Consider the following 26,776-nt stretch of genomic DNA (forward strand, 5'->3'; position numbering starts at 1 on the left):
CATGACGCAGCATGAGCACATCAATCACAGCCTGGAGGCGGAACGCGGTGACACGCCGCTGCTGCCCTCCGAGCGGGTGTGGGGCTTCTGGGAGTTCAGCTATGCCAACTCGGCCCTGGCCATTGCTACCTGGGCCTTCCTGATCGGCGGTGCGACCGCGCTGTTTGTCGGTCCGAGGGAAGGTATTGCCGCCATCATCATCGGCAATATTCTGGGGGTATTGCTGGCGACCTTCTCGACCTGCGTGCCCTGCGGCAAGTATGGCACCGAGCAGTTCACCTTCCTGCGCAGCATGTTCGGCGCCAATGGCAGCCGTCTGGTCTACGTCCTGGCGGTGGTACTGCTGACCATGGGCTGGCTGGCCGTACTGGGGCTGATGTTCGGCCGTTCCATCGATGGCCTGGGCTCGCTGATCAGCGATCACCAGACGGATCCCAATGGTGTCCTGGTGCTGGCAGCCGGTGCCTTTGCCATCCTGCTCACCGCATTGGTGGTGGCCAGGGGACCGACCTCGATCAAGGTGTTCAATACCATAGTCGCTCCCGCCCTGGTGCTGATCATGGGGGTCATGCTTTATCTGATCCTTGGCCAGCATTCGTTTGCCGAACTGATGGCTCTGCCGGCTCTGGATGCGCCCTTCGACAGTAAACGCGTCAACTTCATGATCGCGGTGGAAGTGAACATGGCGGCCGGCTTTTCCTGGTGGCCCTATATCGGCAACCTGGCCCGGTTGAGCAAGAACCAGCGGACGGCGTTCTGGCCGAACATCATTGGTATCTTCTGTGCGGCGGCGCTGGGCGAAGTGGTGGGCCTGCTGGCGGCGGCGGCACTCGGCAACAGTGATCCGACGGTGTGGATGACGCACATCGGTGGTCTGGTGTTCGGCATTATCGCCCTGGGCTTTGTGGCCTTCGCCAACGTGACCAGCATGATCAACATCCTCTACACCGCTATTGTCGGGCTGCGTCAGCTCGCCGGTGCCGGGCTACGGGCGCTGAAGTGGGAATTGCTGGTGGTGGCGTTTTGCATAGTGCCGGTGCTGATCGTGCTCCTTGGCCCGGGCATCTACGACGGCTTCTTTATCTTCCTGGTATGGACCTCCGCGCTGAACAGTGCGCTGGCGGGGATCGGTATTGCCGATTACTTTTTTCTGCGCCGTCAACGCCTGAACCTGCGCTACCTCTATACCCATGAGCGGCAATCGCCCTATCACTACTGGAAAGGCTTCAATCCGATAGCCCTGGTGGCACTGGTGGCCGGTTTCGCCATCTACGTGGTGCTGTTTAACCCGCAGACCCTGGCCAACACCGAGTTGTTCACCTTCATTTCGGCTTCCATCCCGTCCTGCGCCCTCGCCGGGCTATTGCACTATGGCCTGACCCGGGCGCTTGCCGCCCGCCTGGGCTGGGGGGCCTACCCTCAGGGCGACCAAGGGCGGGCCGAGATGCTCGATTCCAATGTACGAGGTTTCAGCAATGACTAAGCATTACGACTACATCATAGTGGGGGCGGGCTCTGCCGGCTGTGTGCTGGCTAACCGCCTGAGCGAAGACCCCGCCACCTCGGTGCTGGTGCTGGAGTATGGCGGCAGCGATCGCAGTGTGCTGATCCAGATGCCCAGCGCCTTCTCGATTCCAATGAATACCAAGAAGTTCAACTGGCGCTATCAGACCGAGCCGGAGCCCTTTCTCAACGGGCGGCGCGTGCACTGCCCAAGGGGAAAGGTGTTGGGGGGGTCTTCGTCGATCAATGGGCTGGTATACATTCGGGGCCATGCCTATGACTTTGATGAATGGGAGCAGCTCGGCGCCAGAGGCTGGGGTTACCGCCATTGTCTGCCCTATTTCAAGCGGGCCGAGAGTTACGAACTGGGAGGGGACGACTATCGGGGGGACGCCGGTCCCCTTGGCACCACCAACGGCAATCGGATGCAGAACCCATTGTATCGCGCCTGGGTCGAGGCCGGGGTCGAGGCGGGGTATATCAAGACCGAGGACACCAATGGCTTTATGCAGGAAGGCTTCGGTGCCATGCACATGACGGTGAAAAACGGGGTGCGTTGCTCTACCGCCAACGCCTACCTGCGACCGGCAATGGGACGGCCCAACCTGACCGTGGTCACCCAGGCCATGACGCGGCGGATCCTCCTTGAAGGCAAGCGCGCGGTCGGGGTCGAATACGACTGCGCGGGCAGGATGCACCGGGTCTATTGCAACCGTGAAGTGCTGGTGGCATCCGGACCCATAGGTTCACCGCATCTGCTGCAACGCTCCGGCATAGGCCCGGCCGACGTGCTGCGTCAGGCCGGTATCGAACTGCAGCATGAGCTGCCCGGCGTCGGTGAGAACCTGCAGGATCATGCGGAGGTCTACATCCAGTTTGGCTGCAAGCAACCGCTGACCCTGAACGGCAAGATGGATCCGCTGAGCAAGCTGATGATTGGTCTGCGCTGGCTGTTGTTCAAGGATGGCCTGGGTGCCACCAATCACTTTGAGGCGGGGGGCTTTATCCGCTCCGAGCAGGGACTGCGCTGGCCCGACATCCAGTTTCATTTCTTACCCGCCGCCATGCGTTACGATGGCAACAAGCCGATCAAGGGCCATGGTTTCATGGTGTTGACCGGGCCGAACAAGCCAAAGAGCCGGGGATATGTACGGGCCCGCTCGGCCGACCCTTACGAGCATCCGCGGATCCTCTTCAACTACCTGCAACGGGAAGAGGACAGGGAAGGCTTTCGCCGCTGTGTGCGACTGACCCGGGAAATCATCGGCCAGCCGGCGATGGATCCTTTCCGCGACCGGGAGATCGCCCCCGGCCCCGAGGTGCAAAGCGATGCGGAGATCGATGCCTTCGTGCGCGACAACCTGGAAAGCACTTATCACCCCTGCGGCACCTGCCGCATGGGCGAAGACGAGATGGCGGTAGTCGACTCCGAACTGCGTGTTCACGGCCTCCAGGGGCTGAGGGTGATCGATTCGTCGGTGTTCCCCACCGAGCCTAACGGTAATCTCAATGCGCCGACCATTATGCTGGCCGAGCGAGCTGCCGATTTGGTCCGCGGGTGTGAACCCTTGACCGCGTCGGAAGTGGAGATCGGGCTTGCCCCCAACTGGGAAACAGCACAGCGCAGCCGAGAGCCGGTGCGCAAGGTGGGAAACTGACTCGCCCGTGACTTGCCGGGTGGACTGACATCCGGTCGGGGGGCGACGCTTGCCCGGGTTACAGCAACAACCGCTCGGCGAACCAGATCACGGTAAGGTAGCGGCCGGCCTTGCCGATAAACACCAGGGTCACGAACAGGGCCAGCCGCACCCGCATCACCCCGGCGATAAAGGTGAGGGGATCGCCCACCACCGGCAGCCAGCCCAGCAGCAGGGTCCAGACCCCGAAGCGGTTGAACCAGTGCTGGGCCCGGGCCAGCTGCACCGGCTTGACCGGAAACCAGCGCCTGTCCTGGTAGTGCAGCAGGTACTTGCCCAGCCACCAGTTGACCACCGAACCCAGGGTGTTGCCCACGCTGGCCAGGGCCCAGAGCAGCACGGCGGCGTCGGGCTGGCGGCTGAGCACCGCCGTCAGCACCACCTCGGAAGCGAAGGGCGCCACGGTGGCGGCCAGCAGGCTGCTGGCGAAGACGATAAAAAAATCCATCAGCCGCGCATGAGCCAGAGATAGAGGCCGAAGCCGAGCCAGCTCAGCGCCAGCAGCAGCCAGGGCAGCAGGGCGCTGGATGACGGGGCCGGCGCCTCGTCCAGCGGCAAGGCCTCGTCCGCCGCATCTTCATCCTGGCGGCGGGCCTGCTGCTTGCGCGCCTTGTCGGCGGCGCGGGCCTTCGCCTTCTGCTGCTTCTTGTATTCCTCTATGCCCTTCTGGATGCCCTGGGCGATCAGTCGGGTCTGCTCCTTGGTCTGGCCCGGGCGTTGGGTGGCCCGGGCGATGCGCTCGGCCTCGCTCTGGGTCTGGGGCGAGGCCTCGGCGGGCCTGTTCTTTTGGTAACGCATCAGTCGGCCACGTTGTTGAGGTAGTGCAGATCCATGCTGAACATGGCCTGCAGCAGTTCGGCGGCGGCGGCATAGAAGCCGAACTCGTCCTGCTCCCGGCAGGCGGCCGCGAAGGTGGGCAGCCAGCCGATGATCAGCTGGTTGGCCAGCTCCCGCTGCTGGTCGAGCAGGGCCCGGCGTGCCGGCTCGTCCCCCCGCTCGGCGGCACCGGCGGCGGCCAGGGCCAGGGTGCCCATCATTTCCAGCTGGTTGCAGATATTGAGTGGATCGTCATCGTCCAAGTGCGTGCCATGCTGCTTGAGCAGCACCGACATCAGCACCAGGGCTTCGTCTTCCGGCGGTGCCAGGGTCGAGGTGTCCAGCAGCGAGGGTTGGCCGAACAGCCGGCCGTACTGCTCAGTCAGTTCCGCATGGGGCTTTTTCAGCCGGGCCACCCGCTCGGCCTGCCGGCGAAAGGCCTCGGTGGCGGCCTTCAGGGGATCCAGGGTGGCCAGGCTGTCCAGGAAGGCGTGCATGTCGTAGCCGCTGAACTCGCGGATCTCGCTGTCGGCCAGGGGGGCGGCGAAGAGGGCGGTAAACCAGTGATAGAGTTCGGCTCGGCGGTGCGAGGTAACCATGAAATCTTGCATATTCCCCTCAACATTTGTTTGGGTGCCCGGCGCGGCCGGCGGATCCCGTCGCCACGGGCGAAAACGCCTATTCTATCGGGTTTGGGCGCTATATCCAGCCCGTGGCCCGGTAGCGGGAGCATGATGAGCTTGTTATGCTTCCTTCAACTTTTTGTGAACTTTTCAACATAAAGATAAAAAAATGTTGATAACTTCCTCGCCGGGGCTAGGCCGGGCCGCGCCTTGGGGGTAAACTCTAGCCCCAACAGTGATAACCGCACGAGTCAGGAGAAACGGATGTTAAAGCGTGACATGAATATCGCCGATTATGATCCCCAGCTGTGGCAGGCCATCAGCGATGAAACCCAGCGTCAGGAAGAGCATATCGAGCTGATTGCTTCCGAAAACTACACCAGCCCCCGGGTGATGCAGGCGCAGGGTTCCCAGCTGACCAACAAGTACGCCGAAGGCTACCCGGGCAAGCGTTTCTACGGCGGCTGCGAGTATGTCGACATCGCCGAAGAGCTGGCCATCGAGCGCGCCAAGCAGCTGTTCGGCGCCACCTACGCCAACGTCCAGCCCCACTCCGGCTCCCAGGCCAACGCCGCCGTCTTCATGGCCCTGGTCAAGCCCGGCGACACCGTCATGGGCATGAACCTGGCTCACGGTGGCCACCTGACTCACGGCTCTCCCGCCAACTTCTCCGGCAAGATGTACAACATCATCCCCTACGGCATCAACGAGCAGGGCGTGCTGGATTACGAAGAGATGGAGCGCCTGGCGGTCGAGCACAAGCCCAAGATGATCATCGGTGGCTTCTCCGCCTTCTCCGGCCTGGTCGACTGGGCGCGCATGCGCGAAATCGCCGACAAGGTCGGTGCCTGGTTCATGGTGGACATGGCCCACGTGGCGGGTCTGATCGCCGCCGGTCACTACCCGAGCCCGATCGCCCACGCCCACGTGGTGACTTCCACCACCCACAAGACCCTGGCCGGTCCCCGTGGCGGCCTGATCCTGTCCGCCTCCAACGACGAAGAGCTGGAGAAGAAGCTGAACTCCGCCGTCTTCCCCGGCGGCCAGGGCGGTCCCCTGATGCACATCATCGCCGCCAAGGCGGTGGCCTTCAAGGAAGCCATGGAGCCCGAGTTCAAGGAGTACCAGGGCCAGGTGCTGAAGAACGCCCAGGCCATGGCCGACGAGTTCCAGAAGCGCGGCTACAAGGTGGTGTCCGGCGGTACCCACAACCACCTGTTCCTGCTCGACCTGATCGACAAGGACATCACCGGTAAGGAAGCCGACGCCGCCCTGGGCCGCGCCTTCATCACCGTGAACAAGAACGCCGTGCCCAACGATCCGCGCTCTCCGTTCGTGACGTCCGGCATCCGTATCGGTACCCCGGCGGTGACCCGCCGCGGCTTCAAGGAAGCCGAGGTGCGCGAGCTGGCCAACTGGATCTGCGACGTGCTCGACAACATCAACGACGACGCCACCATCGCCCGGGTGAAGGAGCAGGTACTGGATATCTGCCGCCGCTTCCCGGTCTATGCCTGATTGTCGTTGACGGCAATATCAAACGGGGTCTTCGGACCCCGTTTTGTTAGGGCCGGGATTAGGGACTGGGGATTGGGGACTGGTTAATCCCGAGTCCCTAATCCCCAGTCCCCGTCCCACTGGCAATCTCCAACCCGCTTCTTTACACTAGGGCCATCGCCGGCTCCGCGGAGGCACCATGCACTGCCCCTTCTGTAACGCAACCGAAACCAAGGTCATCGACTCCCGTCTGGTGGGGGACGGCCTGCAGGTACGCCGGCGGCGGGAATGCAATGCCTGCAGGGAGCGGTTTACCACCTTCGAGACCGCCGAGCTGGTGATGCCCCGCGTGATCAAGACCACCGGCATTCGCGAGCCCTTCAACGAAGACAAGCTGGAAGCCGGCATGCAGCGGGCGCTGGAAAAACGGCCGGTCAGCACCGAGGCCATCGAGCAGGCCATCAGCCGCATCAAGTCCCAGCTGCGCGCCACCGGCGAGCGGGAAGTCAAGTCAGAGCTTATCGGCAACCTGGTGATGGAAGAGCTCAAGCAGCTCGACAAGGTCGCCTATATCCGCTTCGCCTCCGTTTACCGCTGTTTCGAGGATCTGCGCCAATTCGGCGAGGAAATAGCCCGTCTGGAGCAATAAGTGTTCAGCAAAGAAGATGCGTCCTGGATGGCCAGGGCGCTAACCCTGGCCGGTCGTGGCCGCTTTACCACCAGCCCCAATCCGGCGGTGGGCTGCGTTATCGTCCATGAAGGCGAACTGGTCGGCGAGGGCCATCACCAAAAAGCCGGCGAACCCCACGCCGAGGTGTTCGCCCTGCGCCAGGCCGGCCCCCGAGCCCGGGGCGCCACCGCCTACGTCACCCTGGAGCCCTGCTCCCACCACGGCCGCACCCCGCCCTGTGCCCAGGGCCTGATCGACGCCGGAGTGGCCCGGGTGGTGGCGGCCATGGTGGATCCCAACCCCCGGGTCGCCGGGCGGGGACTGGCCATGCTGCAGGCGGCGGGCATCCGGGCCGAGGCCGGCCTGATGACGGCGGCGGCGGAGGCGGTCAACGTCGGCTTTCTGCACCGCATGCGCACCGGCCGGCCCTTCGTGACCGTCAAGCTGGCTGCCAGCCTCGATGGCCGTACCGCGTTGGCCAACGGCGAGAGCAAGTGGATCACCGGCTCCGAGGCCAGGCGGGACGTACAGCGCCACCGGGCCCTGAGCTGCGCCGTGCTGTCCGGGGCCGACACCGTGCTGGCCGACGACGCCGCCCTCAACGTGCGCTGGCATGAGCTGCCCGCCTCGGTGCGGGAGCAGTACCCCGAGGCCGGGCTGCGCCAGCCGCTGCGCATCCTGATCGACAGCCGCAACCGGCTGCATCCGGGGCTGAGGCTGTTCGCCGTGCCCGGCCCCGTATTGCTGCTGCGCGGCCGGGTGAGCGGCGGCTTCGGCCCCCAGGTGGAAGAATGCGTCTTGCCGCTCGCCGACAACGGCAAACTCGACCTGCCGCTGCTGCTCGACGAGCTGGGCCGGCGCCAGCTGAACCAACTGTGGGTGGAGGCGGGGGCTACCTTGTGCGGCGCCCTGCTCGGCCAGGGGCTGGTGGACGAGTTGGTGCTCTACCAGGCGCCCAAGCTGATGGGCAGCGGCGCCCGCGGCCTGTTCGAGCTGCCGGAGCTGACCGCCATGGATGCCGTGCCCCGGCTCGAATGGCGCGACTGCCGCCGGGTGGGTGGTGATCTTAAACTGACTGCAAGGGTAATAAACTGATGTTTACCGGTATCGTTGAAGCCACGGGCCTGCTTGCGGCCATCCGCCGTCAGGGCAAGGAGTCGGTGATCAGGATCCACTGTCCCGGGCTGGACCTGTCCGACGTCAAATTGGGCGACTCCATCGCCACCAACGGCGTCTGCCTCACCGTCACCGAACTGGGCAAGGACTACTACTGTGCCGACGTGTCCGGCGAAACCATCGCCCGCACCGGCTTCGCCGATTACCAGGCGGGGCAGAGGGTCAACCTGGAGAAGGCGCTGCTGCCCACCAGCCGGCTGGGCGGCCATATCGTCTCCGGCCATGTGGACGGGGTGGGGCGGGTGAAAAGCCGCGCCCGGCTCGGCAGCAGCCTGGAGCTGTGGGTGGAGGCGCCCGGGGAGCTGGCCCGCTATATCGCCGAAAAAGGCTCCATTACCGTCGACGGCATCAGCCTGACGGTGAACGCGGTGGCCGGGGCGGCCTTTAAACTGACCCTGGTACCCCATACATTACAAGAAACCACCCTGGACGACTGGCAACCGGGCCGGTCGGTCAACCTGGAGGTGGATATCATAGCCCGTTATCTGGAGCGCCTGCTGAGCGGTGCGCCCGCATCACCACAGGGCGGACTGACGCTGGCGACCCTGGCCGCCAGCGGATTCGTGAAATAACAAGGAGAACACCATGGCCTTAAGCAGTACCCAGGAAATCATCGACGATCTTCGTCAGGGCAAAATGGTCATCCTGATGGATGACGAGGACCGGGAAAACGAGGGCGACCTGATCATGGCCGCCGAGCATGTGCGGCCGGAAGACATCAACTTCATGGCCAAATACGGCCGGGGGCTGATTTGCCTGACCCTGACCGAGGCCCGTTGCCGCCAGCTGGATCTGCCGCTGATGGTCAGCCGCAACACCGAGCAGTTCTCCACCGCCTTCACCGTGTCCATCGAGGCCGCCGAAGGCGTTACCACCGGCATTTCTGCCGCCGACCGGGCCCGCACCGTGCAGGCGGCGGTGGCCAGGGATGCCAAGGCGGCGGATCTGGTGCAGCCGGGCCATATCTTCCCGCTCAAGGCCCAGAACGGCGGCGTGCTGACCCGCGCCGGCCACACCGAAGCGGGCTGCGACCTGGCGCGGCTGGCGGGACTGGAGCCGGCGGCGGTGATCGTCGAGATCCTGAACGAAGACGGCACCATGGCCCGGCGCCCGGATCTGGAGAAGTTCGCCGAACAGCATGGCATCAAGCTCGGCACCATCGCCGATCTGATCGAATACCGCAACCAGAACGAGACCACCATCGAGCAGGTGGCCCGCTGCCATCTGCCCACCGAATACGGCGACTTCGAACTGGTTACCTTCCGCGACACCATCGACAACCAGGTGCACTTCGCCCTGAAGAAGGGCGAGATCCAGGCCGAGCAGCCGACCCTGGTGCGGGTGCATATCCACGACGTGCTGACCGACGTGCTGATGACCGACCGCCACGCCGCCCGCACCTGGCCGCTGACCAAGTCCATGGCCCGCATCGCCGAGGAAGGCGGCGTGCTGGTGATCCTCGGCAAGGAGGAAACCCCGGATCACCTGCTGTCCCTGGTGCGCACCTTCGAGGCGGTGGACCGGGGCGAGCGGCCCGAGGGCGCCAAGTGGCAGGGCACCTCCCGCCGGGTGGGGGTGGGCTCGCAAATCCTGCGTGCCATGGGTGTGGGCAAGATGCGGCTGCTGAGTTCGCCCAAGCGCTACCATGCCCTGTCCGGCTTCGGCCTGGAAGTGGTGGACTACATCACCGACTGATGGCCGGCCCCCGATCACGAAGCCCGCTTCCGAGCGGGCTTTTTATTCGGCGCCGATTGAGTTTTGGTCCGGATGGGGCAACAATGGCCGCCTCACCAAAGGAACAGCCAATCAAGGTAACAGGAGAGCCTATGGCCATCTGGGGTCGGGGACTCAGGGCAAAGTCCGTGCTCGCGTTGTTGATTGCCTGCCTGCTCGCCTTCGTCCCGGCCGGCGGCATCGGCTGGCGGATGCTGGCCTCGGTGCAGGAGCATTTCGGCCAGGCCTATGCCCGCAATTTCACCCAGCTCAACCGGCAGAACCTGCTGGTGCCCCTGTCCCGGGATCTGGCCCTGGCCCGGCGTTTCGCCGACTCGGTGCTGACCCGCCAATGGTTGCGGGACGAGGCGGACGAGGCCGGCAAGGCCCTGCTGTTCCGTGAAGCCGAAGGCTTCGCCGCTGATTTCAGCAGTCATTCCTACTTCCTGATCAGCGCCGGCAGCCGCGACTACTACTACCGGGAGCCGGACAAGCCCTTTACCGGCGCCCCCCAGTACCGGCTCGACCCCGACAGCGCCGACGACCAATGGTTTTTCAATATCCTGGCCAGCGGCGACAAGCTCAATATCAACGTCAACCGCGACAGCCGCCTCGGCACCACCCGGGTGTGGCTGAACGTGCTGGTGGAGGAGGAGGGGCGTCCCCTCGGCCTGGCCGGTACCGGCATCGATCTGACCCGCTTTATCCAGGAGTTCATCGCCACCGACGAGCTGGGGGTGACGCCCATGATCATCGACGAGCGGGGCGCCTTCCAGGCTCATCCGGACCCTGCGCTGATCGCCCTGGGGTCGGCCGCCGGCATCCGCGGCGAGCAGCGCACCCTGCCCGAACTGCTCGGTTCAACGGCCGAGGGCGAACGCCTGGGCCAACTGATGCGCGAGGCCGCGTCGGCCCCCGACACCGTCGGTACCGGCTGGTTCAGCCTGGACGGACGGCGCCAGCTGCTGGCGGTGAGCTTCATTCCCGAACTGGGCTGGTACCTGGTGACCGCGGTGGACATGAACGCGGCCCAGGTGCTGGAGGCCGGCTTCGTCAACAGCGCCCTCGCGGCCTTCGTCGTCATGCTGGCGGTGCTGCTGCTGGCCCTGGTCTACGCGGTGGACAGGATCATGCTCAGGCCCCTGCGCCGGCTGCAGGGCTCGGCCACCGCCATCGCCCAGGGCCGTTATGATGTCTCCCTGCCGCCGCCCTCGGGGGATGAAATCGGCGATCTCAGCCAGGCCTTCGGGGTGATGGCCGACAAGGTGCGCAGCCACACCCGGGAGCTGGAGCAGAAGGTGCAACACCGTACCCGCGAGCTGGAAGAGGCCAACCGCCGGATGCGCCAGGCCCACCAGCAGATCAACGACTCCATCGACTACGCCAGCCTGATCCAGCGCGCCATACTGCCGGATCAACAACTGACCCAGGTGCTGGGCGAGCACCACTTCGTGCTCTGGCACCCGCGGGACGTGGTAGGCGGCGACTTCTACCTGTTCCATCCCGGCGAGGAGGGACGCTTCCTGGTGGGCGTGGTCGACTGCGCCGGCCACGGGGTGCCGGGCGCGCTGATGACCATGCTGGCCCGGGCGGCGCTGGATCACGCCATCCGCGAGCGGGGCATGACGTCACCGGCGGCCGTGCTGACGCTGGCGGATGCGACCCTGCGCGGCATGCTGCAGGACTGCGATCTGCCGCGGGGCCTGGCCACCAACATGGACGTGGGCCTGGCCTGCGTGGATCCGGGCGCGGGCCAACTGGTGTTCGCCGGCGCCAAGATGTCGCTCTATTACAGCGACGGCGAGCGGGTGGAGGAATGCAAGGGCAGCCGGCGGACCCTGCTGGACAGGCGCGATGCCCGCTTCGAGGACAGCCGCATTCCCCTGAGTGCCGACCATATCTACTACCTGGCCACCGATGGCTACCTGGATCAGGCCGGCGGCACCAAGGGCTTTGGCCTGGGCGGCAGCCGCTTCCGGGAGCTGCTGCGTACCCATTCCCGGCTGCCCCTGGCGGAGCAGGCCGAGGCGCTGCGCCAGGCGCTGGACGACTACAGGGGCAGCCATCCGCAGCGGGACGACATTACCCTGCTCGCCTTTAAAATCGACGCATGCTGAACGAGGGATTCCGATGCCAGCCATAGACCTGCTTTCGATCCGGGAGCAATTCAACGAAAACCAGATACTGCTCTGTTTCAACGGTCCCATTTCCCGTAGTCTTATCGAGGAAATCGGCAATGCCCTGCGCAACTACCTGCAGGCGGAGAATGCCCTGCCCGCCGCGGCCATGGACGTGTTCGGGGTCTATATCGAACTGACCCAGAACATCCGCCATTACGCCGGCCGCATGGGCTACAGCGAGCGCGACGGCGCCGCCACCGTGGTGGTGGCGCGGGGAGAGGACGGCCACTATATGGTGCTGGCGGGCAACCGGGTCGAGCTGGCCGATGGCCAGGCCCTGTGCCGGCGTATCGAACAGCTGGCCGGCATGGACAAGGCGGCGCTGAAGGCGGCCTACAAGACCCAGCTGCGCCAGCCGAGGGCGGAAGACAGCGGCACCGGTGCCGGTCTGGGCCTGCTGGACGTGGCCAGGAAGTCTTCCCGGCCGATGACGGCCAAGCTGGTGGACACCGGCGAAGGCCGGGGGTTTTTCAGTTTATTGGCGGTAATATGAGCGTGAACCCGGAATTAGCTATGAAGTCGTTGAATATCACAGGAACCCGATCCACCCCGGACATTCTCTGCAACCCGGATACCGGCGTGGTCGCCATGAGCGGCGACTCCTATCCCGAAAACTCCTTCGAGTTCTTCAACGAGGTGATCGAATGGGTGGAACAGTTTCTGGCACAGGCCGAGCGCCCGCTGCGCCTGGAGCTTAGGCTCATCTACATGAACACCAGCAGCGTCAAGGCCATGATGGACATCTTCGACCTGCTGGAGGCGGCCTTCGGGCAGGGCCGGCAGGTGCTGGTGCAGTGGTTCTACGATCCGGACAACGAACGGGTGGTGGAGCTGGCCGAGGAGTTCAGGGAAGACTGCAGCTTCCCCTTCGATATCCTGCCCCATGACTAGCCGGCTGCCCGACGACGCCGAGCTGGAACGGCTGCTGAGCGCCCCGGAGCACAGGGACAACCCCCTGCTGCCGGTATTGAAGGTGCTGCTGGAGCGGGACAGGGAGCATCGCCTCCGGCTGGAGCGGCTGCTGCGCATCTCCGACTGCAGCTATGATCTGGCCCGCTCCCAGACCGAGGATCTGTTGCAGCAGTACGACAGGCAACTGCGCCGGCTGGAGAAGATCACCCGCATTTCCGATCGCTACCAGCGCAGCCTGCTCGAACTCAACGACCGGCTCAAGCAGGCGGCCCTGCGCGATCCCCTCACCGGCCTGGCCAACCGCCGGTTGCTGATGGAGCGGCTGGGAGAGGAGCAGGAACGCTGCCGGCGCGGTAGTGCCCCGTTCTGCCTGGCGATGCTGGACGTGGATCATTTCAAGCGCATCAATGATGCCTTCGGTCACGACGTGGGCGACCGGGTGCTCTGCCTGCTGGCCCAGGCCATCGGTGGCCAGCTGCGCGGTTACGATCTCTGTGCCCGCTGGGGCGGCGAGGAATTCATGCTGCTGTTGCCGGATACCCGCCTCGAGCAGGCCCGGCAACTGGTCGAGCGGATCATGGAAGCGGTGCGCGGCCTGCGGCTGGCGGACATCGACGAGCAACTGCTGCTCAGCGTGAGCGTGGGGCTCACCGCCTATCAGCCCCATGAAGCGCTGGACAGGACCATCAACCGGGCCGACGGCGAGCTGATCCGGGCCAAGCGCAGCGGCCGGGACCGGCTGCAGGTGGCCGTCCCCTGAGCGGGACAGGCAAACTTCAATTCAGGAAAGAGACAAATGGCAACCTTGTTGGGGCCGGCGGACTTCGTCGACATGCCCTGGAAAAACGGCGGCGGCACCACCCGGGAACTGTACCGGCAACCCGTCGAGGGCGATCTCGAACTGCGGGTCTCCATGGCCCGGGTGGGGCAAAGCGGCCCCTTTTCCTTCTTTCCCGGCATCGATCGCACTCTGATGCTGGTGGACGGCGACGGTTTCGAACTGGAGATGGCCGGCGAACGGCGGCGGATGACGGAACCCTTTGTCCCCCTGCACTTCAACGGCGAGACGGCGGTGGACTGCCGGCTGCTGGGCGGTGCCTGCCTGGACTTCAATGTGATGGCCGCCCGCCACTGGGGCCGGGCCGAAACGGCGGTTCACCGTCTGGCGCCCGGCCAGCGCTACCGCAGCGAGCACCCCCGGGCCCGCCTGCTGTACCGGCATGCCGACGTGCCCGAGCTCTGGGTGCTGGCGCCGGGGGAAGCCCTGGCGTTGGCGGCCGGGGAGCAGGCCGAGGTGCTGGTGGAAATCACCCTTTATCCCCTTGACGGAGCCTGAACCATGCTGCCCTATATCGAACGAGAGACCGGGCCTGAGCCCGATGCCTGCGTGATCTGGCTGCACGGCCTGGGCGCCGACGGCCACGATTTCGCCCCCATAGTGCCCGAGCTGGGGCTGCCACCCGAGCTGCGGGTGCGTTTTCTCTTTCCCCATGCGCCGGCCATTCCGGTCACCGTCAACGGCGGCTTCGTGATGCCGGCCTGGTACGATATCCTGTCGCTGGAGATAGAGCGCAAGGTGGACGAGACCCAGCTGCGGGCCTCGGCCCGGGCGGTGCAGGCCTTGATTGAGCAACAAATCGGGCAGGGCATCGACAGTCGCCGCATCGTGCTGGCCGGGTTTTCCCAGGGCGGCGCCGTGGCCTACGAGGCGGCGCTCGGCTTCGACCGGCCCCTGGGCGGCCTGGTCGCCATGTCCACCTATTTCGCGACCGCCGCCAGCCTGGAACTCAATGACGCCAACCGGCAACTGCCGGTGCAGGTACTGCATGGCAGCCGGGATCCGGTGGTGCCCGAGCTGCTGGGGCAGAAGGCCTGCCGGGAGCTGGAGCGGCTCGGCCTCCTGCCCGAATACCACAGCTACCCCATGGAGCACAGCGTCTGTGCCGCCGAGATCCGGGATATTTCCCGTTTTCTGTGCCGTGCCCTGGCGCCGGCCTAATCCGCAATAACCAAGGTAAGCAAATGAACATCAACGAATTGCAGCAAAAGCTCGAGCAGGCCCCCGAAACAATCGAATTCGCCGAGGTGATCGCCCTGGTCGACAGCCTCTATGACTTCACTCCCACCGCCTTTACCAACGGCGATCAGGAGAACCCGGCGGGGCAGAACAACGGCTCCTGCAAGCTGTTCGCCTTCGCCCGCCTGCAAGGCTTCAGCGAGGAAGAAACCCTGGCCTGCTTCGGCGCCTTCTACCGTGACGACGTGCTTGGCAACCCCGAGGGCCGGGACCACCAGAATATCCGCAACTTTATCAAAACCGGCTGGCTCGGCATCGAGTTTTCGGCTCAGCCGCTGGCTCCCAAGGCGTAAGGCCCAAGGGTCGGTTTCAATCGACCGTCCGAATACCCGGAGCTGCTTCTGGTCGAATAAATTCGACCCTACAGGATGCACCGGAGCCTGCCGTAGGGTCCACTTCAGTGGACCACCCACCAACGGCGCCGGGGTTCGGTCGAATAAATTCGACCCTGCAGCGGGAGCCTGCTCACTTCCACCTGGTGCGGTACCAGGCCAGCAGGTTGCGGCTGCGGTAGCTGAGCAGGGCCAGCAGGATCAGCACGCAGCCCGCGATTTTCTGGGGCGGCATCGGCTCCAGATACCAGAACACGCTGATCAATACCGTCCACACCGGCTCCAGCATCATGATGATGGCGGCATTGGCCACGTTGCTGAACTTCTGGCCCATGGTCTGGCAGGCGAAGCGCAGCGAGGTCGCCAGCAGCACGCTGGCGGCGAACCAGCCCCAGGTCTGGGACGGTATCCGCTCCGGCCACTGCTCGAACAGCGCGGAGTAGAGCAGGTTCATCACCCCGGTCACCGCCAGGTGCAGAAAGGTCAGGGCCACCGGCGGAATACGGCGGGCAAAGCGGCTGTTGAGGTTGAAATAGAGCGCCATCGACAGCGACGCCAGCAGGAACAGCAACTGGCCGAGGGACAGGCTGAGGCCGCTGCCCATGGTGAGCAGGAACAGGCCCGAGACGGCGATGGGCAGGGCGGTCCAGAAGGCGCGGTTGGGCCGCTCCTTGAACAGCAGCCAGGCCACCAGCGGTACCATCAGCATCGACAGGCTCATGATAAAGGCTCCCTCGCCGATGCCCTCGCTGTGGGACACCGCCAGTATCCAGAACAGCAGGTTCATGCCCATGATGGTGCCGACGGCGCCGGCCTTGAGCAGGTTGGCGGCGGGAATGGCCAGCAACTGCCGCCAGCAGAAGGGCAGCAGCAGCAGGGCGGCGAGCAGGAAGCGCCAGCCGACGAAGCCGGCGGGCGGCAGGCCGTTGAGGGCTTCCTTGGAAAACAGCCAGCCGGCGGAGGCCAGCAGGGTGGCAGTGAGAATGAACAGATCGCCTCGCCGTTCCGGCAGCATACTCGACACCCCGATATAGAGAGTCCGCCCGGCGGGCGGTGGTGATGGCCATCGACAGTTTCGATGGTAACTGAGTCGTCTACTCTATGTTATTCGTGAGCATTTTCACACTCGCGAATCTCGGCCACATGCGCAAGGTAGGATCTCAAACGGATACGTTGGGGTGGTGGCGTTCCATGATGGCCTTGAGCGCCGCCATTTTTTCGGTGCCGGGCGGCATAAGCCCTTCCAGCGGATAGGCCTGGCCGAAGCTGGCCCATTTGTGGCTGCCCAGATTGTGGTAGGGCAGCAGCTCCACCTTTTCCACCGCCGGACCCAGGCTGGCGATAAAGCGGCCCAGGGCGTCGATGTCGGCCTCGTCGTCGCTCCAGCCCGGCACTACCACGTGACGGATCCACATGGCCTGGCCCCGTTCGGCCAGGTAACGGGCCAGCGCCAGGGCGAAGCGGTTGCTGACCTGGGTCAGCGGGATATGCTGTTCGTCGCGGATATGCTTGAGATCGAGCAGCACCAGATCGGTGCTGTCGAGCAGCCGGTCGAGGGCGGCGTCGTGATGGTGCACGAAGCCGTTGGTGTCCAGGCAGGTGTGCAGGCCCTCGGCCTTACAGGCTTCGAACAGCTCGGTGACGAAGGGCATCTGCAGCAGAGGTTCGCCGCCGGACACGGTGATGCCGCCGCCGGACGCCCGCATAAAAGGCCGGTAGCTGAGCAGCTCCGGCATCAGCTCGGCCACCGTGACCTCGCGGCCGGCGTCGGTGTCCCAGCTGTCCCGGTTGTGGCAGTACAGGCAACGCATCAGGCAGCCCTGCATAAACACCAGGAAGCGGATGCCGGGACCGTCGACGGTGGCGCAGCTTTCGGTGGAATGGATTCGTCCGCTAATGGCCATGGTTCCTCCCCAGGAGTGTCGGTGCCATGCCCAAATGCCGAGTTCAGGATTTTCGGCATGGCTTGCCATTAAAGAGAAAGTCGGCCAAAGGGCCAACTCCGCCGACACGCTGTAAATACCTCCCTGTACGCTCGCACATGCCATCCCTGGCATGTGACGGTCGGCGGAGCCGCTCCCTTTGGCCTTCTGATTTGACTTGAGTGTTGTCTGTTTGAGACCGCCTGGAGAATGGCTGACAGTCTGTTTCACTGATATAACTGTAGTCTCCAGTCCCCAGCCCCCGTCTTTTACATCGACTCGGTAAAGGTCCGGGTGATCACATCCCGTTGCTGCTCGGGGGTCAGGGCGTTGAAGCGCACCGCGTAGCCCGACACCCTGATGGTCAGCTGGGGGTACTTGTCCGGATGCTCGATGGCGTCGAGCAGCATCTCCCGGTTCATCACGTTGACGTTGAGGTGCTGGCCGCCCTCGCGTCCGGCCTCGTGATGGAAGTAGCCGTCCATCAGCGCCGCCAGGTTGCGCTGCCGGCCCCCTTCATCCTTGCCCAGCGCCTTCGGCACTATGGAGAAGGTGTAGGAGATACCGTCCTTGGCGTGGCTGAAGGGCAGCTTGGCCACCGAGGTCAGCGACGCCAGGGCGCCTTTTTCATCCCGGCCGTGCATGGGGTTGGCACCGGGGCCGAAGGGCTCGCCGGCGCGGCGGCCGTCCGGGGTGTTGCCGGTTTTCTTGCCGTACACCACGTTGGAGGTGATGGTCAGCACCGACTGGGTCGGAATGGCATCCCGGTAGCAGGGATGGGCCTTGATCTTGTCCATGAAACGGCGCACCAGATCGCAGGCGATGTCGTCCACCCGGTCGTCGTTGTTGCCGAATTTGGGGAAGTCGCCCTCTATCTCGAAGTCCACCGCCAGTCCGGACTCGTCGCGCACCGGTTTCACCCTGGCGTACTTGATGGCGCTCAGGGAGTCGGCGGTTACCGACAGCCCGGCGATACCGCAGGCCATGGTGCGCACCACGTCCTTGTCGTGGAACGCCATCTGGATGGCCTCGTAGGCATACTTGTCGTGGCTGTAGTGGATCACGTTGAGGGCGGTCACGTACTGGGTGGCCAGCCAGTCCATCAGGCTGTCGAGGCGGCTCATCACCTGCTCATAGTCCAGCACCTCGCCCTTGAGCGGCTCGGCCCTGGGGCCGACCTGGATTTTCAGCTTCTCGTCCACGCCGCCGTTGATGGCGTAGAGCAGGGTCTTGGCCAGGTTGGCGCGGGCACCGAAGAACTGCATCTGCTTGCCCACCACCATGGGCGACACGCAGCAGGCGATGGCGTAGTCGTCGGAGTCGAAGTCCGCGCGCATCAGATCGTCGTTCTCGTACTGGATGGCGGAGGTGTCGATAGAGACCTTGGCCACGTATTCCTTGAACGCCCGCGGCAGTTGCTCGGACCAGAGCACGGTCAGGTTCGGCTCCGGGCTGGGGCCCATGTTGTACAGGCTGTGCAGGTAGCGGAAGCTGGTCTTGGTGACCAGGGGGCGGCCGTCCAGGCCCATGCCGGCCAGGGACTCGGTGGCCCAGATGGGATCGCCGGAGAACAGCTCGTCGTACTCGGGGGTACGCAGGAAGCGCACCATGCGCAGCTTCATGATGAAGTGATCCACCAGCTCCTGGGCCTGGGCTTCGGTGAGGCTGCCTTCACGCAGATCCCGCTCGATATACACATCGAGGAAGGTGGAAGTGCGACCCAGCGACATGGCGGCGCCGTTCTGGGACTTGATGGCGGCCAGGTAGGCGAAGTAGAGCCATTGCACCGCTTCCTTGGCATTGGCGGCGGGGCGGCCCAGGTCGAAACCGTAGCCGGCGGCCATGGTCTTGAGATCGGCCAGGGCGCGCACCTGCTCGGCCAGCTCTTCGCGCAGCTGCAGGGTGCGGGACAGATCGATACCCGCCTCCAGATCCGCCTGGGTGGAGGCGATCTGGGCCTTTTTATCCCGGATCAGGAAGTCCACGCCGTAGAGGGCGCAGCGGCGGTAGTCGCCGATGATGCGGCCACGGCCGTAGGCGTCGGGCAGGCCGGTGAGCACCCCGGACTTGCGGCAGTTGAGGATGTCCTTGGTGTAAAGGTCGAACACCGCCTGGTTGTGGGTCTTGCGGTAGTCGGAAAACACCTTGCTCACCTGCGGGTCCAGCTCGCGGCCATAGGCCTGGCAGGAGGCCTCGACCATGCGCACGCCGCCATAGGGCAGGATGGCGCGCTTGAGCGGCGCCTCGGTCTGCAGGCCGACCACCTGCTCCAGCTCCCGGTCGATGTAGCCGGGGGCGTGGGAGGTGATGGTGGACGGATTGTCGGTGTCGAAGTCGAGCGGGGCGTGGGTGCGGTTTTCCTCGGCGATGCCGTTCATCACCTGCTCCCACAGGGCCAGGGTGGCCGGGGTAGGGCCGGCCAGGAAGCCGTCGCCGCCCTCGTAGGGGCTGTAGTTGGCCTGGATGAAGTCGCGTACATTGACTTCCTGTTGCCAGTTTTCGCCACCGAAGCCGCGCCAGGCGTGCTCGAAATTGTTGTTGACCTGTGCCATAAAAACCTCCGCTGAACGGCTGGCGACGCCCGAATGGACAAGGTGCGGGCGCCATTACCTGATGGCTTCAGACTACTGCCGAGGGGGTGGCCGGCCGTTGATCTGGATCAACCTTGGCTTCTGAATTTATGTAATTTTACTACACTTTCACCTGTGGCCATCGATGGGCCCGTTACGAGCCCCTCCTTTAATCACCAGACTTCATGCCGTGTTACAGCATAGTAAAGAAAGCATTGCGCTACCACTTTGGACATAACTGGAGTGATACAATGTGGTAATAAAAAACAGATCCATTTTTTCGGCGGGACGCTATCAGCGCTTAATCGGACTCAGGCTTTTGTCAGTCTCTGGTTGTGCTAGAATGTGCGCACTTTTGTTCAAACAAGGATTCCCATGAAGGTAATCGAAGGGCTGATGGCCGCGCCCGAGGCCAAGGTGGCGATCGTGGTCGCCCGCTTCAACAGCTTTATCAACGACAGCCTGGTGGCCGGCGCCCTAGACGTGCTCAAGCGTCAGGGCCAGGTACAGGACGACAACATCACCCTGGTACGGGTACCCGGCGCGGTCGAGATCCCGCTGGTGTGCAAGAAGCTCGCCAAGAGCGGCCAGTACGACGCCATCGTCGCCCTGGGCTGTGTCATCCGCGGCGGCACCTACCACTTCGACCTGGTGGCCAACGAGAACAGCAAGGGCATGGCCAGCGTGATGATGGAATTCGAAGTGCCCATCGCCTTCGGCGTGCTGACCACCGAAAACATCGAACAGGCCATCGAGCGCGCTGGCACCAAGGCGGGCAACAAGGGCGCGGAAGCGGCCCTCAGCGCACTGGAAATGATCAACGTCCTGCAAGCGCTGGACTAAGAGGAGTACTGCATTGAAACCGTCTGAACGCCGCAAGGCCCGCCGCCTCGCCACCCAGGCCATCTATCAGTGGCAAATGACCAAGGATAACGTGGCCGACATCGCCCAGCAGTTCCTGCTGGAGCAGGACACCAAGGGCGTGGATCTGGACTATTTCCGCGATCTGCTGTTCGGGGTCTCGGTACACGCCGCCGAGCTGGACGCGGTGTTTTCCCCCTACCTGTCCCGTCCGCTGGCCGATCTCGATATGGTGGACAAGGCGGTGCTGCGGTTGGCCACCTATGAGCTGACCCGGCGTGAGGATGTGCCTTATCGGGTAGTGATCAACGAAGCCATCGAGTTGGCCAAGGCCTTCGCCGCCGAAGAGAGCCACAAGTTCGTCAACGGCGTGCTCGACAAGGTTGTCAAGCAGTTGAAAAAATAACGACAAGCATCGGGAAAAAGCCAGCAGCCGCTGGCTTTTCATTTTCTATGAATGAATTTGAAATAATAAGACACTATTTTACCGCCGACAGCGGCCGCAAGGACGTGCTGATGGGGCCGGGGGACGACTGTGCCCTGCTGCAGGTGCCGCCCCAGACCTGGCTGGCGGTGAGCACGGATACCCTGGTTGCCGGGGTGCACTTCTTCGCCGACATGGATCCGGTGGCCCTGGGCCACAAGGCCCTGGCGGTGAACCTCTCGGATCTGGCGGCCATGGGCGCGGATCCGCGCTGGGTTTCGCTGGCGCTGACCCTGCCCGCGGTCGACGAAGGCTGGATAAAAGGCTTTTGCGCCGGCTTTTTCGAGCTGGCGGAATATTACAACGTGGCCCTGGTGGGCGGCGACATGACCAAAGGACCCCTGTCGATCACCGTGACGGTGCACGGCACCCTGCCCGAGGGCAAGGGCCTGCGGCGCAGCGGCGCCCGGGTGGGGGACGGCGTCTACGTCACCGGCACCCTGGGCGATGCGGCGCTGGGCTTGCAGCAGCGGCTCGGCCATATCGCGGTGCCGGACGAGCACCTGGACTTTGTGCGCACCAAGTTCGAACATCCCCACCCCCGCATCCTGGCCGGCCAGGCGCTGCGCGACATCGCCTCCAGCGCCCTGGACATCTCCGACGGCCTGGCCGGTGACCTGGCCCATATCACCACCGCCTCCGGGGTGCGTGCCCAGCTGGAGCTGGAGCAGCTGCCCCTGAGCGAGGCCATGAAGGCGTCCGTGCCCCGGGAACGGGGCTGGGAGCTGGCCCTGACCGGCGGCGAGGACTACGAGCTGTGCTTTACCGTGCCGGAAACCCACCGCGGCCAGCTGGAGACCGCCCTGGCCCACTGCGGGGTCAAGTTCACCCGCATCGGCCGCATCCTGGCCGGCGAACCCGGCGTGGAACTGCTGGCCGAGGGCAAGCCCTATCGGTTGCAGGCCCAGAGCTGGGATCATTTTCGGAGTGCCTGATGAGAAAACCCGAGCTGGCGGCGCTCAAGCTGTCCAACCCGCTGCACCTGCTGGCCCTGGGCTTCGGCTCCGGCCTGAGCCCGGTGATGCCCGGCACCATGGGTACCCTGGCGGCCATTCCCCTCTACCTGCTGGTGCAGGGGTTGCCGCTGTGGGCCTATCTGGGGCTATTGGTGCTGGGCTTCGTGGCCGGCATCAAGATCTGCGAGGCGGCCACCCGGGCCATCGGCCGGCATGATCACGGCGCCATCGTGTGGGACGAGATCATCGGCTTCGGCATCACCATGATAGCGGCGCCGGCGGGCTGGGGCTGGATTGCGGCCGGCTTCGTGCTGTTCCGCTTCTTCGACATCGCCAAGCCCTGGCCCATCCGCTGGTTCGACCGCCGGGTGCACGGCGGCGTCGGCATCATGCTGGACGATGTTATCGCCGGCCTGTTCGCCCTGGCCTGCCTGCAGGGGCTGGCCGCCTTCTTGTAACCCCCGCGCTTTTAACCGCGGGATCCTGCACTGTCGTTACTCCCGCGGCCCCTCGTCACTCCCGCGCAGGCGGGAGTCTATCAAACTCAGCCAGCCGCAAGACCCGTGCAGGCCGCTTCTGGCTGTCCGCCTTCGCGGACATGACGGATTTTGGGGCAGCCACCCTGGGCGCGGTGTCAACCGCGCGCTCCTGCAGGCGATGGGGAGCGGCGTTGTTCCACGCGGCTGAAGCCGAGCCTGCCATTGCTTTGGGAACTCGCCGGGATTGGTTTATTCCGGGCCGAACCCGAGGCGGGGAAAACGTTTTTCACCGGTTTTTACCTGGCCGACATCACCTTTGGGTGTTTCCGCACTTGCTTTTTAGAGCAAAGTTTCTATTCTTTTTTGGTTCGCGCTGATCTATCTTGATTTGAAGGTTTAGTCATAAATTCTGATTAAAAACTCATGTTTAATATTTGTTGCTAAAATTGTGAGCTGGCTCCGGATAACTGCGATTCAGTTTTTCGTGAACAGGCTTACAATGCTTGCAAATGTTACTTTCTCGCGCCCGTCCATGATCCGGGCGGGAAGGCGGCTCCGGGCCGAAAGCCCCGGGCCGGCCGCGAGAGACACTAAAGGCCGGCCGCCCGGGCGGTTGGAAAGGATGCGGTACAGCGGGGCTTGCCCCGGTTAAGGATGAAGATGTCCCTGCTAGAAGTGAAACACCTGCGGATCGAGTATCCGTCCCGCCACGGCGTCATGGCCGCCGTCGAGGATCTGTCCTTCACCATCGAGAAGGGGGAAATCCTCGGGGTGGTCGGCGAGTCCGGCGCCGGCAAGTCCACCATCGGCAACGCCGTTATCGATCTGCTGAGCCCGCCCGGGCGCATCGCCAGCGGCGACGTCTACCTGGACGGGGAAAAAATTTCCGACCTGGAGCCCGCCGCCATTCGCGCCGTGCGCGGCCGGCGCATCGGCTTTATCTTCCAGGATCCCATGACCTCGCTCAATCCGCTGTTCACGGTGGAATACCAGATGGTCGAGACCCTGCTGGCCAACACCGAACTGAGCCGCGAGCAGGCCCGCAAGAAGGCGGTGTCCCTGCTCGAGGCGGTGGGCATTCCCCAGCCCGAGCTGCGCATCAAGCAGTATCCGCACCAGTTTTCCGGCGGCATGCGCCAACGGGTGGTGATCGCCATCGCCCTGTCGTGCGATCCGGAGCTGATCATCGCCGACGAGCCCACCACGGCGCTGGACGTGTCCATCCAGGATCAGATCCTCACCCTCATCCGCACCCTGTGCAAGGAGCGCAACGTGGGCTGCATGCTGGTCACCCACGACATGGGCGTGGTGTCGAACGTGACCGACCGGGTGGCGGTGATGTACCGCGGCCGGCTGGTGGAAATCGGCCCCACCCAGAAGGTGCTGGGCAACCCCGAACATGCCTATACCCGCAGCCTTATCTCCGCTGTGCCCCGCTCCGACGTCAAGCTGGTGCGCTTTCCGCTGGTGTCCTATATCGAGGACGCCAGGGAAATGGTGCACCTGGATCTGAAAACCCACTGGCTGGGCCGGCGTCAGGATCAGCGGCAATACCAGGGCGCCCTGCTCAGGGTGGAGCACTGCAACCTGCGCTTCGTGACCAAGGACTCCATCTTTCCCTCGCGCCGGGAATACCTGCAGGCCACCCATGACGTCAGCTTCGAAATCATCGAAGGCGAGACCTTCGGCCTGGTGGGGGAGTCGGGCTCCGGCAAGTCCACCATCGCCCGGGCCATCACCGGGCTTTACCCGCCCGACAGCGGCCAGATCTGGTTCGAGGGCATAGAGCTCACCGCCATCAAGACCGAGCAGGAACGCCGTCCCCTGCGCCGGCAGATGCAGATGGTGTTCCAGAATCCCTATTCCTCCCTCAACCCGCGCATGCGGGTGGAAGACATCATCGCCGAGCCGATCCGCTTCCACCAACTGGCGGATAACGAGGCGCAGATCCGGGGCATCGTCGCCGATCTGCTCGACTATGTGGGCCTGGGCCGGGCCGCCGGGGTCAAGTTCCCCCACGAATTCTCGGGCGGCCAGCGCCAGCGCATCTCCATCGCCCGGGCCCTGGCCACCCGGCCACGGCTGCTGATCTGCGACGAGCCCACCTCGGCGCTGGATGTCTCGGTGCAGGCACAAATCCTCAACCTGCTCAAGGATCTGCAGGATGAACTCAAGCTCACCATGCTGTTTATCAGTCACGATCTGCCGGTGATCCGGCAGATGTGCGACCGCATCGGGGTGATGAAGAAAGGCACCCTGGTGGAGGTGGCACCGACCGAACAGCTGTTTACCAAGGCGGCGGATCCCTACAGCCGCTCGCTGATTTCCCTGATGCCCGAGTTCAAGGGCATGTCCCGGGAAGGTCTGGATATTTCAGACGTGGCCGCCGGCCAAAACTAATCCCATCGACGGAGTGTGAAATGAAAAAAGGACTCAACAAAGTAACAGCGGCGCTGCTTGCCGCCGGTTTCGCCTTCAGCCTGCAGGCGGCGGACATCACCATCGCCTACGACTCGGATCCCACTTCCATGGATCCCCACGAGCAGTTGTCGGGCCAGACCCTGGAGATGTCGCACCTGCTGTTCGACCCCCTGGTGCGCTGGACCAAGGAATTCGACTTCGAGCCGCGGCTGGCGGAGAAGTGGGAGCGGATCGACGAAGAAACCATGCGCTTCCACCTTCGGCAGGGCGTCAAATTCCACAGCGGCAACGAGCTGACCGCCGACGACGTGATCTGGACCTTCGACCGGCTGAAGGAATCCCCCGACTTCAAGGCCATCTTCGAGCCCTTCGTCAAGGCGGTGAAGGTGGACGACCACACCGTGGATCTGGTGACCTCGGGTCCCTTCCCGCTGGTGCTGAACACCGTCACCTACCTGTTCCCGATGGACTCCAAGTTCTACAGCGGCACCACCGAGGAGGGCAAGGACAAGGGAGAAGTGGTCAAGCACGGCAGCTCCTTCGCCTCCACCAATGTGTCCGGCACCGGCCCCTTCAAGCTCAAGTTCCGCCAGCAGGGGGTCAAGGTGGAATACGAGCGCAACGCCGACTACTGGGACACCCAGTCGCCCGGTAACGTGGATAACATTACCCTGGTGCCGATCAAGGAAGACGCCACCCGGGTGGCGGCCCTGCTGGCCGGCGACGTGGACTTTATCAAGCCGGTGTCCCCCAACGACCACGACAGGGTCAAGGCGGCCGCCAACGTCAAACTGGTGACCGAACCGGGCACCCGCATCATCACCTTCCAGCTCAACCAGGACCGCTTCGAGCCGTTCAGGGACGTGCGGGTACGCCAGGCGGTGAATTACGCCATCAACCAGGACGGCATCGTCCAGCGCATCATGCGCGGCTTCGCCACCACCGCCGGCCAGCAGCCGCCCGCCGGCTATTTCGGCCACAACCCCGAACTGGTGCCGCTGTTCGATCTGGACAAGGCCAAGCAGCTGATGGAGGAGGCCGGCTACAAGGACGGCTTCAAGATCAGCATGATCGCCCCCAACAACCGCTACGTGAACGACTTCCGCATCGCCGAGGCGGTGAAGGCGATGCTGGCGCGCATCAATATCGACGTGGATCTGAAGACCATGCCGGTGGCCCAGTACTGGCCCGAGTTCGACAAGTGCGATGCCGACATGCTGATGATCGGCTGGCACTCGGACACCGAGGACACCGCCAACTTCTCCGAGTTCCTGACCATGACCCGCAACAGCGAAACCGGTCGCGGCCAGTACAACTGCGGCCATTACTCCAATCCCAAGCTGGACGGCCTGATCGAGGCGGCCAACCTGGAAACCGACCTGCCCAAGCGGGAGGCCATGCTGCAGCAGGCCGAGCGCATCCTCTATGACGACGCCGCCTTCGTGCCGCTGCACTGGCAGAACCTGGCCTGGGGCGCGCGCAACAACCTGGAAGCCGAGCCCATCGTCAACGCCATGGACTTCCCCTACCTGGGCGATCTGGTGGTGAAGGAGTAATTAAAAACCGGGGAGTCGGGGCCGGGGAACGGTCACAGATCCCCGGTCCCTGGCCACCGAGCCTGAAGGTGTCGCCGGTTACGCGGATACCCCCGCGTCAGACGGCTGACAAGGCGTCAGGTTTACCCAGGCGGGCAACACCTATGCCAAAGCTGGCGGACAAAGGGAACGGCTCCGCCGACCCTCCGCGCCAGGGAGGGCGCGGCGGAGCCTCCAGGGACGGATTTACGGCGTGTCGGCGGAGTTGGCCCTTTGGCCGACTTATGCGGCCATGACAACGACGTTGTCATCAAGCTGATGTGGATACCTCCGCGTCTTTTTATTACAAGGA

Annotated in this window: 26 protein-coding genes; 20 read left to right on the forward strand and 6 right to left on the reverse strand. The window is 64.2% G+C overall.

Going from position 1 to position 26,776, the window contains the following annotated elements; all coding sequences use genetic code 11:
• Position 1: 1 nt before the first annotated feature.
• Both AN401_RS04170 and betA read left to right on the forward strand, forming a co-directional pair.
• The gene (locus AN401_RS04170; protein WP_096778618.1) at positions 2-1,483 is read left to right on the forward strand and encodes a cytosine permease; all 1,482 of its coding nucleotides are present in this window, start codon (positions 2-4) and stop codon (positions 1,481-1,483) included.
• The gene (gene betA / locus AN401_RS04175; protein WP_094038599.1) at positions 1,476-3,161 is read left to right on the forward strand and encodes a choline dehydrogenase; all 1,686 of its coding nucleotides are present in this window, start codon (positions 1,476-1,478) and stop codon (positions 3,159-3,161) included. Before AN401_RS04170 ends, betA begins: the two co-directional genes overlap by 8 nt.
• Before the next feature lie 58 nt (positions 3,162-3,219).
• Here the strand turns inward: betA and AN401_RS04180 are convergent, their stop codons facing one another.
• The 3 genes from AN401_RS04180 to AN401_RS04190 are packed head-to-tail and all read right to left on the reverse strand — an operon-like array spanning position 3,220 to position 4,615.
• A complete protein-coding gene (locus AN401_RS04180; protein ID WP_198401801.1) occupies positions 3,220-3,648 on the reverse strand; it encodes a YqaA family protein in 429 nt (142 codons plus the stop codon).
• On the reverse strand, positions 3,648-3,998 hold the full coding sequence (locus AN401_RS04185) for a DUF2956 family protein (RefSeq protein WP_096778619.1): 351 nt from the start codon (positions 3,996-3,998) through the stop codon (positions 3,648-3,650). Before AN401_RS04185 ends, AN401_RS04180 begins: the two co-directional genes overlap by 1 nt.
• On the reverse strand, positions 3,998-4,615 hold the full coding sequence (locus AN401_RS04190; protein WP_232513381.1) for a chaperone protein TorD: 618 nt from the start codon (positions 4,613-4,615) through the stop codon (positions 3,998-4,000). The genes AN401_RS04185 and AN401_RS04190 overlap by 1 nt, the downstream gene beginning before the upstream one ends.
• A gap of 288 nt (positions 4,616-4,903) precedes the next feature.
• On the opposite strand from AN401_RS04190, the gene glyA reads away from it, so the two are divergent.
• The 12 genes from glyA to AN401_RS04250 all read left to right on the forward strand — a co-directional run bounded on the left by glyA (position 4,904) and on the right by AN401_RS04250 (position 15,157).
• Entirely contained in the window at positions 4,904-6,157 is a 1,254-nt protein-coding gene (gene glyA, locus AN401_RS04195; protein ID WP_094038595.1) for a serine hydroxymethyltransferase, read from the forward strand.
• 178 nt (positions 6,158-6,335) lie between these two features.
• Complete coding sequence (nrdR, locus tag AN401_RS04200; RefSeq protein ID WP_094038594.1) at positions 6,336-6,785, forward strand: transcriptional regulator NrdR; 450 nt, start codon at positions 6,336-6,338, stop codon at positions 6,783-6,785.
• Positions 6,786-7,901 carry a bifunctional diaminohydroxyphosphoribosylaminopyrimidine deaminase/5-amino-6-(5-phosphoribosylamino)uracil reductase RibD gene (gene ribD / locus AN401_RS04205; RefSeq protein WP_096778621.1) on the forward strand — a complete coding sequence of 372 codons (1,116 nt, stop codon included), beginning with the start codon at positions 6,786-6,788 and terminating at the stop codon, positions 7,899-7,901.
• Positions 7,901-8,554 carry a riboflavin synthase gene (locus AN401_RS04210; RefSeq protein ID WP_094038592.1) on the forward strand — a complete coding sequence of 218 codons (654 nt, stop codon included), beginning with the start codon at positions 7,901-7,903 and terminating at the stop codon, positions 8,552-8,554. Before ribD ends, AN401_RS04210 begins: the two co-directional genes overlap by 1 nt.
• Positions 8,555-8,567: 13 nt before the next feature.
• Positions 8,568-9,677, forward strand: coding sequence for a bifunctional 3,4-dihydroxy-2-butanone-4-phosphate synthase/GTP cyclohydrolase II (gene ribBA / locus AN401_RS04215; protein ID WP_094038591.1), 1,110 nt, complete (start codon positions 8,568-8,570; stop codon positions 9,675-9,677).
• Positions 9,678-9,808: 131 nt separating this feature from the next.
• A complete protein-coding gene (gene siaA, locus AN401_RS04220; protein WP_096778622.1) occupies positions 9,809-11,812 on the forward strand; it encodes a biofilm regulation protein phosphatase SiaA in 2,004 nt (667 codons plus the stop codon).
• Positions 11,813-11,825: 13 nt separating this feature from the next.
• A complete protein-coding gene (gene siaB, locus AN401_RS04225) occupies positions 11,826-12,368 on the forward strand; it encodes a biofilm regulation protein kinase SiaB (protein ID WP_096778623.1) in 543 nt (180 codons plus the stop codon).
• 20 nt (positions 12,369-12,388) lie between these two features.
• Positions 12,389-12,766 (forward strand): biofilm regulation phosphoprotein SiaC, encoded by a 378-nt coding sequence (gene siaC / locus AN401_RS04230; RefSeq protein WP_094038588.1) that lies wholly within the window; start codon positions 12,389-12,391, stop codon positions 12,764-12,766.
• Complete coding sequence (siaD, locus tag AN401_RS04235) at positions 12,759-13,547, forward strand: biofilm regulation diguanylate cyclase SiaD (protein ID WP_094038587.1); 789 nt, start codon at positions 12,759-12,761, stop codon at positions 13,545-13,547. The genes siaC and siaD overlap by 8 nt, the downstream gene beginning before the upstream one ends.
• 36 nt (positions 13,548-13,583) lie before the next feature.
• Positions 13,584-14,123, forward strand: coding sequence for a HutD/Ves family protein (locus AN401_RS04240; RefSeq protein ID WP_096778624.1), 540 nt, complete (start codon positions 13,584-13,586; stop codon positions 14,121-14,123).
• Positions 14,124-14,126: 3 nt separating this feature from the next.
• Entirely contained in the window at positions 14,127-14,786 is a 660-nt protein-coding gene (locus AN401_RS04245; protein ID WP_096778625.1) for an alpha/beta hydrolase, read from the forward strand.
• A 23-nt stretch (positions 14,787-14,809) separates the two neighbouring features.
• Positions 14,810-15,157 (forward strand): HopJ type III effector protein, encoded by a 348-nt coding sequence (locus tag AN401_RS04250; RefSeq protein WP_096778626.1) that lies wholly within the window; start codon positions 14,810-14,812, stop codon positions 15,155-15,157.
• 172 nt (positions 15,158-15,329) lie between these two features.
• On the opposite strand, the gene AN401_RS04255 is transcribed toward AN401_RS04250, so the two are convergent.
• The 3 genes from AN401_RS04255 to pflB form a co-directional block, all read right to left on the reverse strand.
• Complete coding sequence (locus tag AN401_RS04255) at positions 15,330-16,211, reverse strand: DMT family transporter (protein WP_096778627.1); 882 nt, start codon at positions 16,209-16,211, stop codon at positions 15,330-15,332.
• Positions 16,212-16,356: 145 nt separating this feature from the next.
• Positions 16,357-17,100: a pyruvate formate lyase 1-activating protein gene (gene pflA / locus AN401_RS04260; RefSeq protein WP_096778628.1), complete on the reverse strand. Its 744-nt coding sequence runs from the start codon at positions 17,098-17,100 to the stop codon at positions 16,357-16,359.
• A 287-nt stretch (positions 17,101-17,387) separates the two neighbouring features.
• A complete protein-coding gene (pflB, locus tag AN401_RS04265) occupies positions 17,388-19,670 on the reverse strand; it encodes a formate C-acetyltransferase (RefSeq protein WP_096778629.1) in 2,283 nt (760 codons plus the stop codon).
• A gap of 393 nt (positions 19,671-20,063) precedes the next feature.
• Here pflB and ribH point away from each other — a divergent pair, with 393 nt between their 5' ends.
• From ribH to AN401_RS04295, 6 genes are all read left to right on the forward strand, one after another.
• Complete coding sequence (gene ribH, locus AN401_RS04270) at positions 20,064-20,531, forward strand: 6,7-dimethyl-8-ribityllumazine synthase (protein ID WP_094038580.1); 468 nt, start codon at positions 20,064-20,066, stop codon at positions 20,529-20,531.
• 13 nt (positions 20,532-20,544) lie between these two features.
• A complete protein-coding gene (nusB, locus tag AN401_RS04275; RefSeq protein ID WP_094038579.1) occupies positions 20,545-20,955 on the forward strand; it encodes a transcription antitermination factor NusB in 411 nt (136 codons plus the stop codon).
• 47 nt (positions 20,956-21,002) lie between these two features.
• Entirely contained in the window at positions 21,003-21,968 is a 966-nt protein-coding gene (thiL, locus tag AN401_RS04280; protein WP_096778630.1) for a thiamine-phosphate kinase, read from the forward strand.
• Entirely contained in the window at positions 21,968-22,447 is a 480-nt protein-coding gene (locus AN401_RS04285) for a phosphatidylglycerophosphatase A family protein (protein WP_094038577.1), read from the forward strand. Before thiL ends, AN401_RS04285 begins: the two co-directional genes overlap by 1 nt.
• Before the next feature lie 681 nt (positions 22,448-23,128).
• Positions 23,129-24,868: a dipeptide ABC transporter ATP-binding protein gene (locus AN401_RS04290; RefSeq protein ID WP_096780297.1), complete on the forward strand. Its 1,740-nt coding sequence runs from the start codon at positions 23,129-23,131 to the stop codon at positions 24,866-24,868.
• Positions 24,869-24,888: 20 nt separating this feature from the next.
• Entirely contained in the window at positions 24,889-26,445 is a 1,557-nt protein-coding gene (locus tag AN401_RS04295) for an ABC transporter substrate-binding protein (RefSeq protein ID WP_094038576.1), read from the forward strand.
• Positions 26,446-26,776 lie beyond the last annotated feature (331 nt).

This window comes from Zobellella denitrificans, from assembly GCF_002407485.1.
In the GTDB taxonomy this organism is placed as follows: Bacteria; Pseudomonadota; Gammaproteobacteria; order Enterobacterales; family Aeromonadaceae; genus Oceanimonas; species Oceanimonas denitrificans.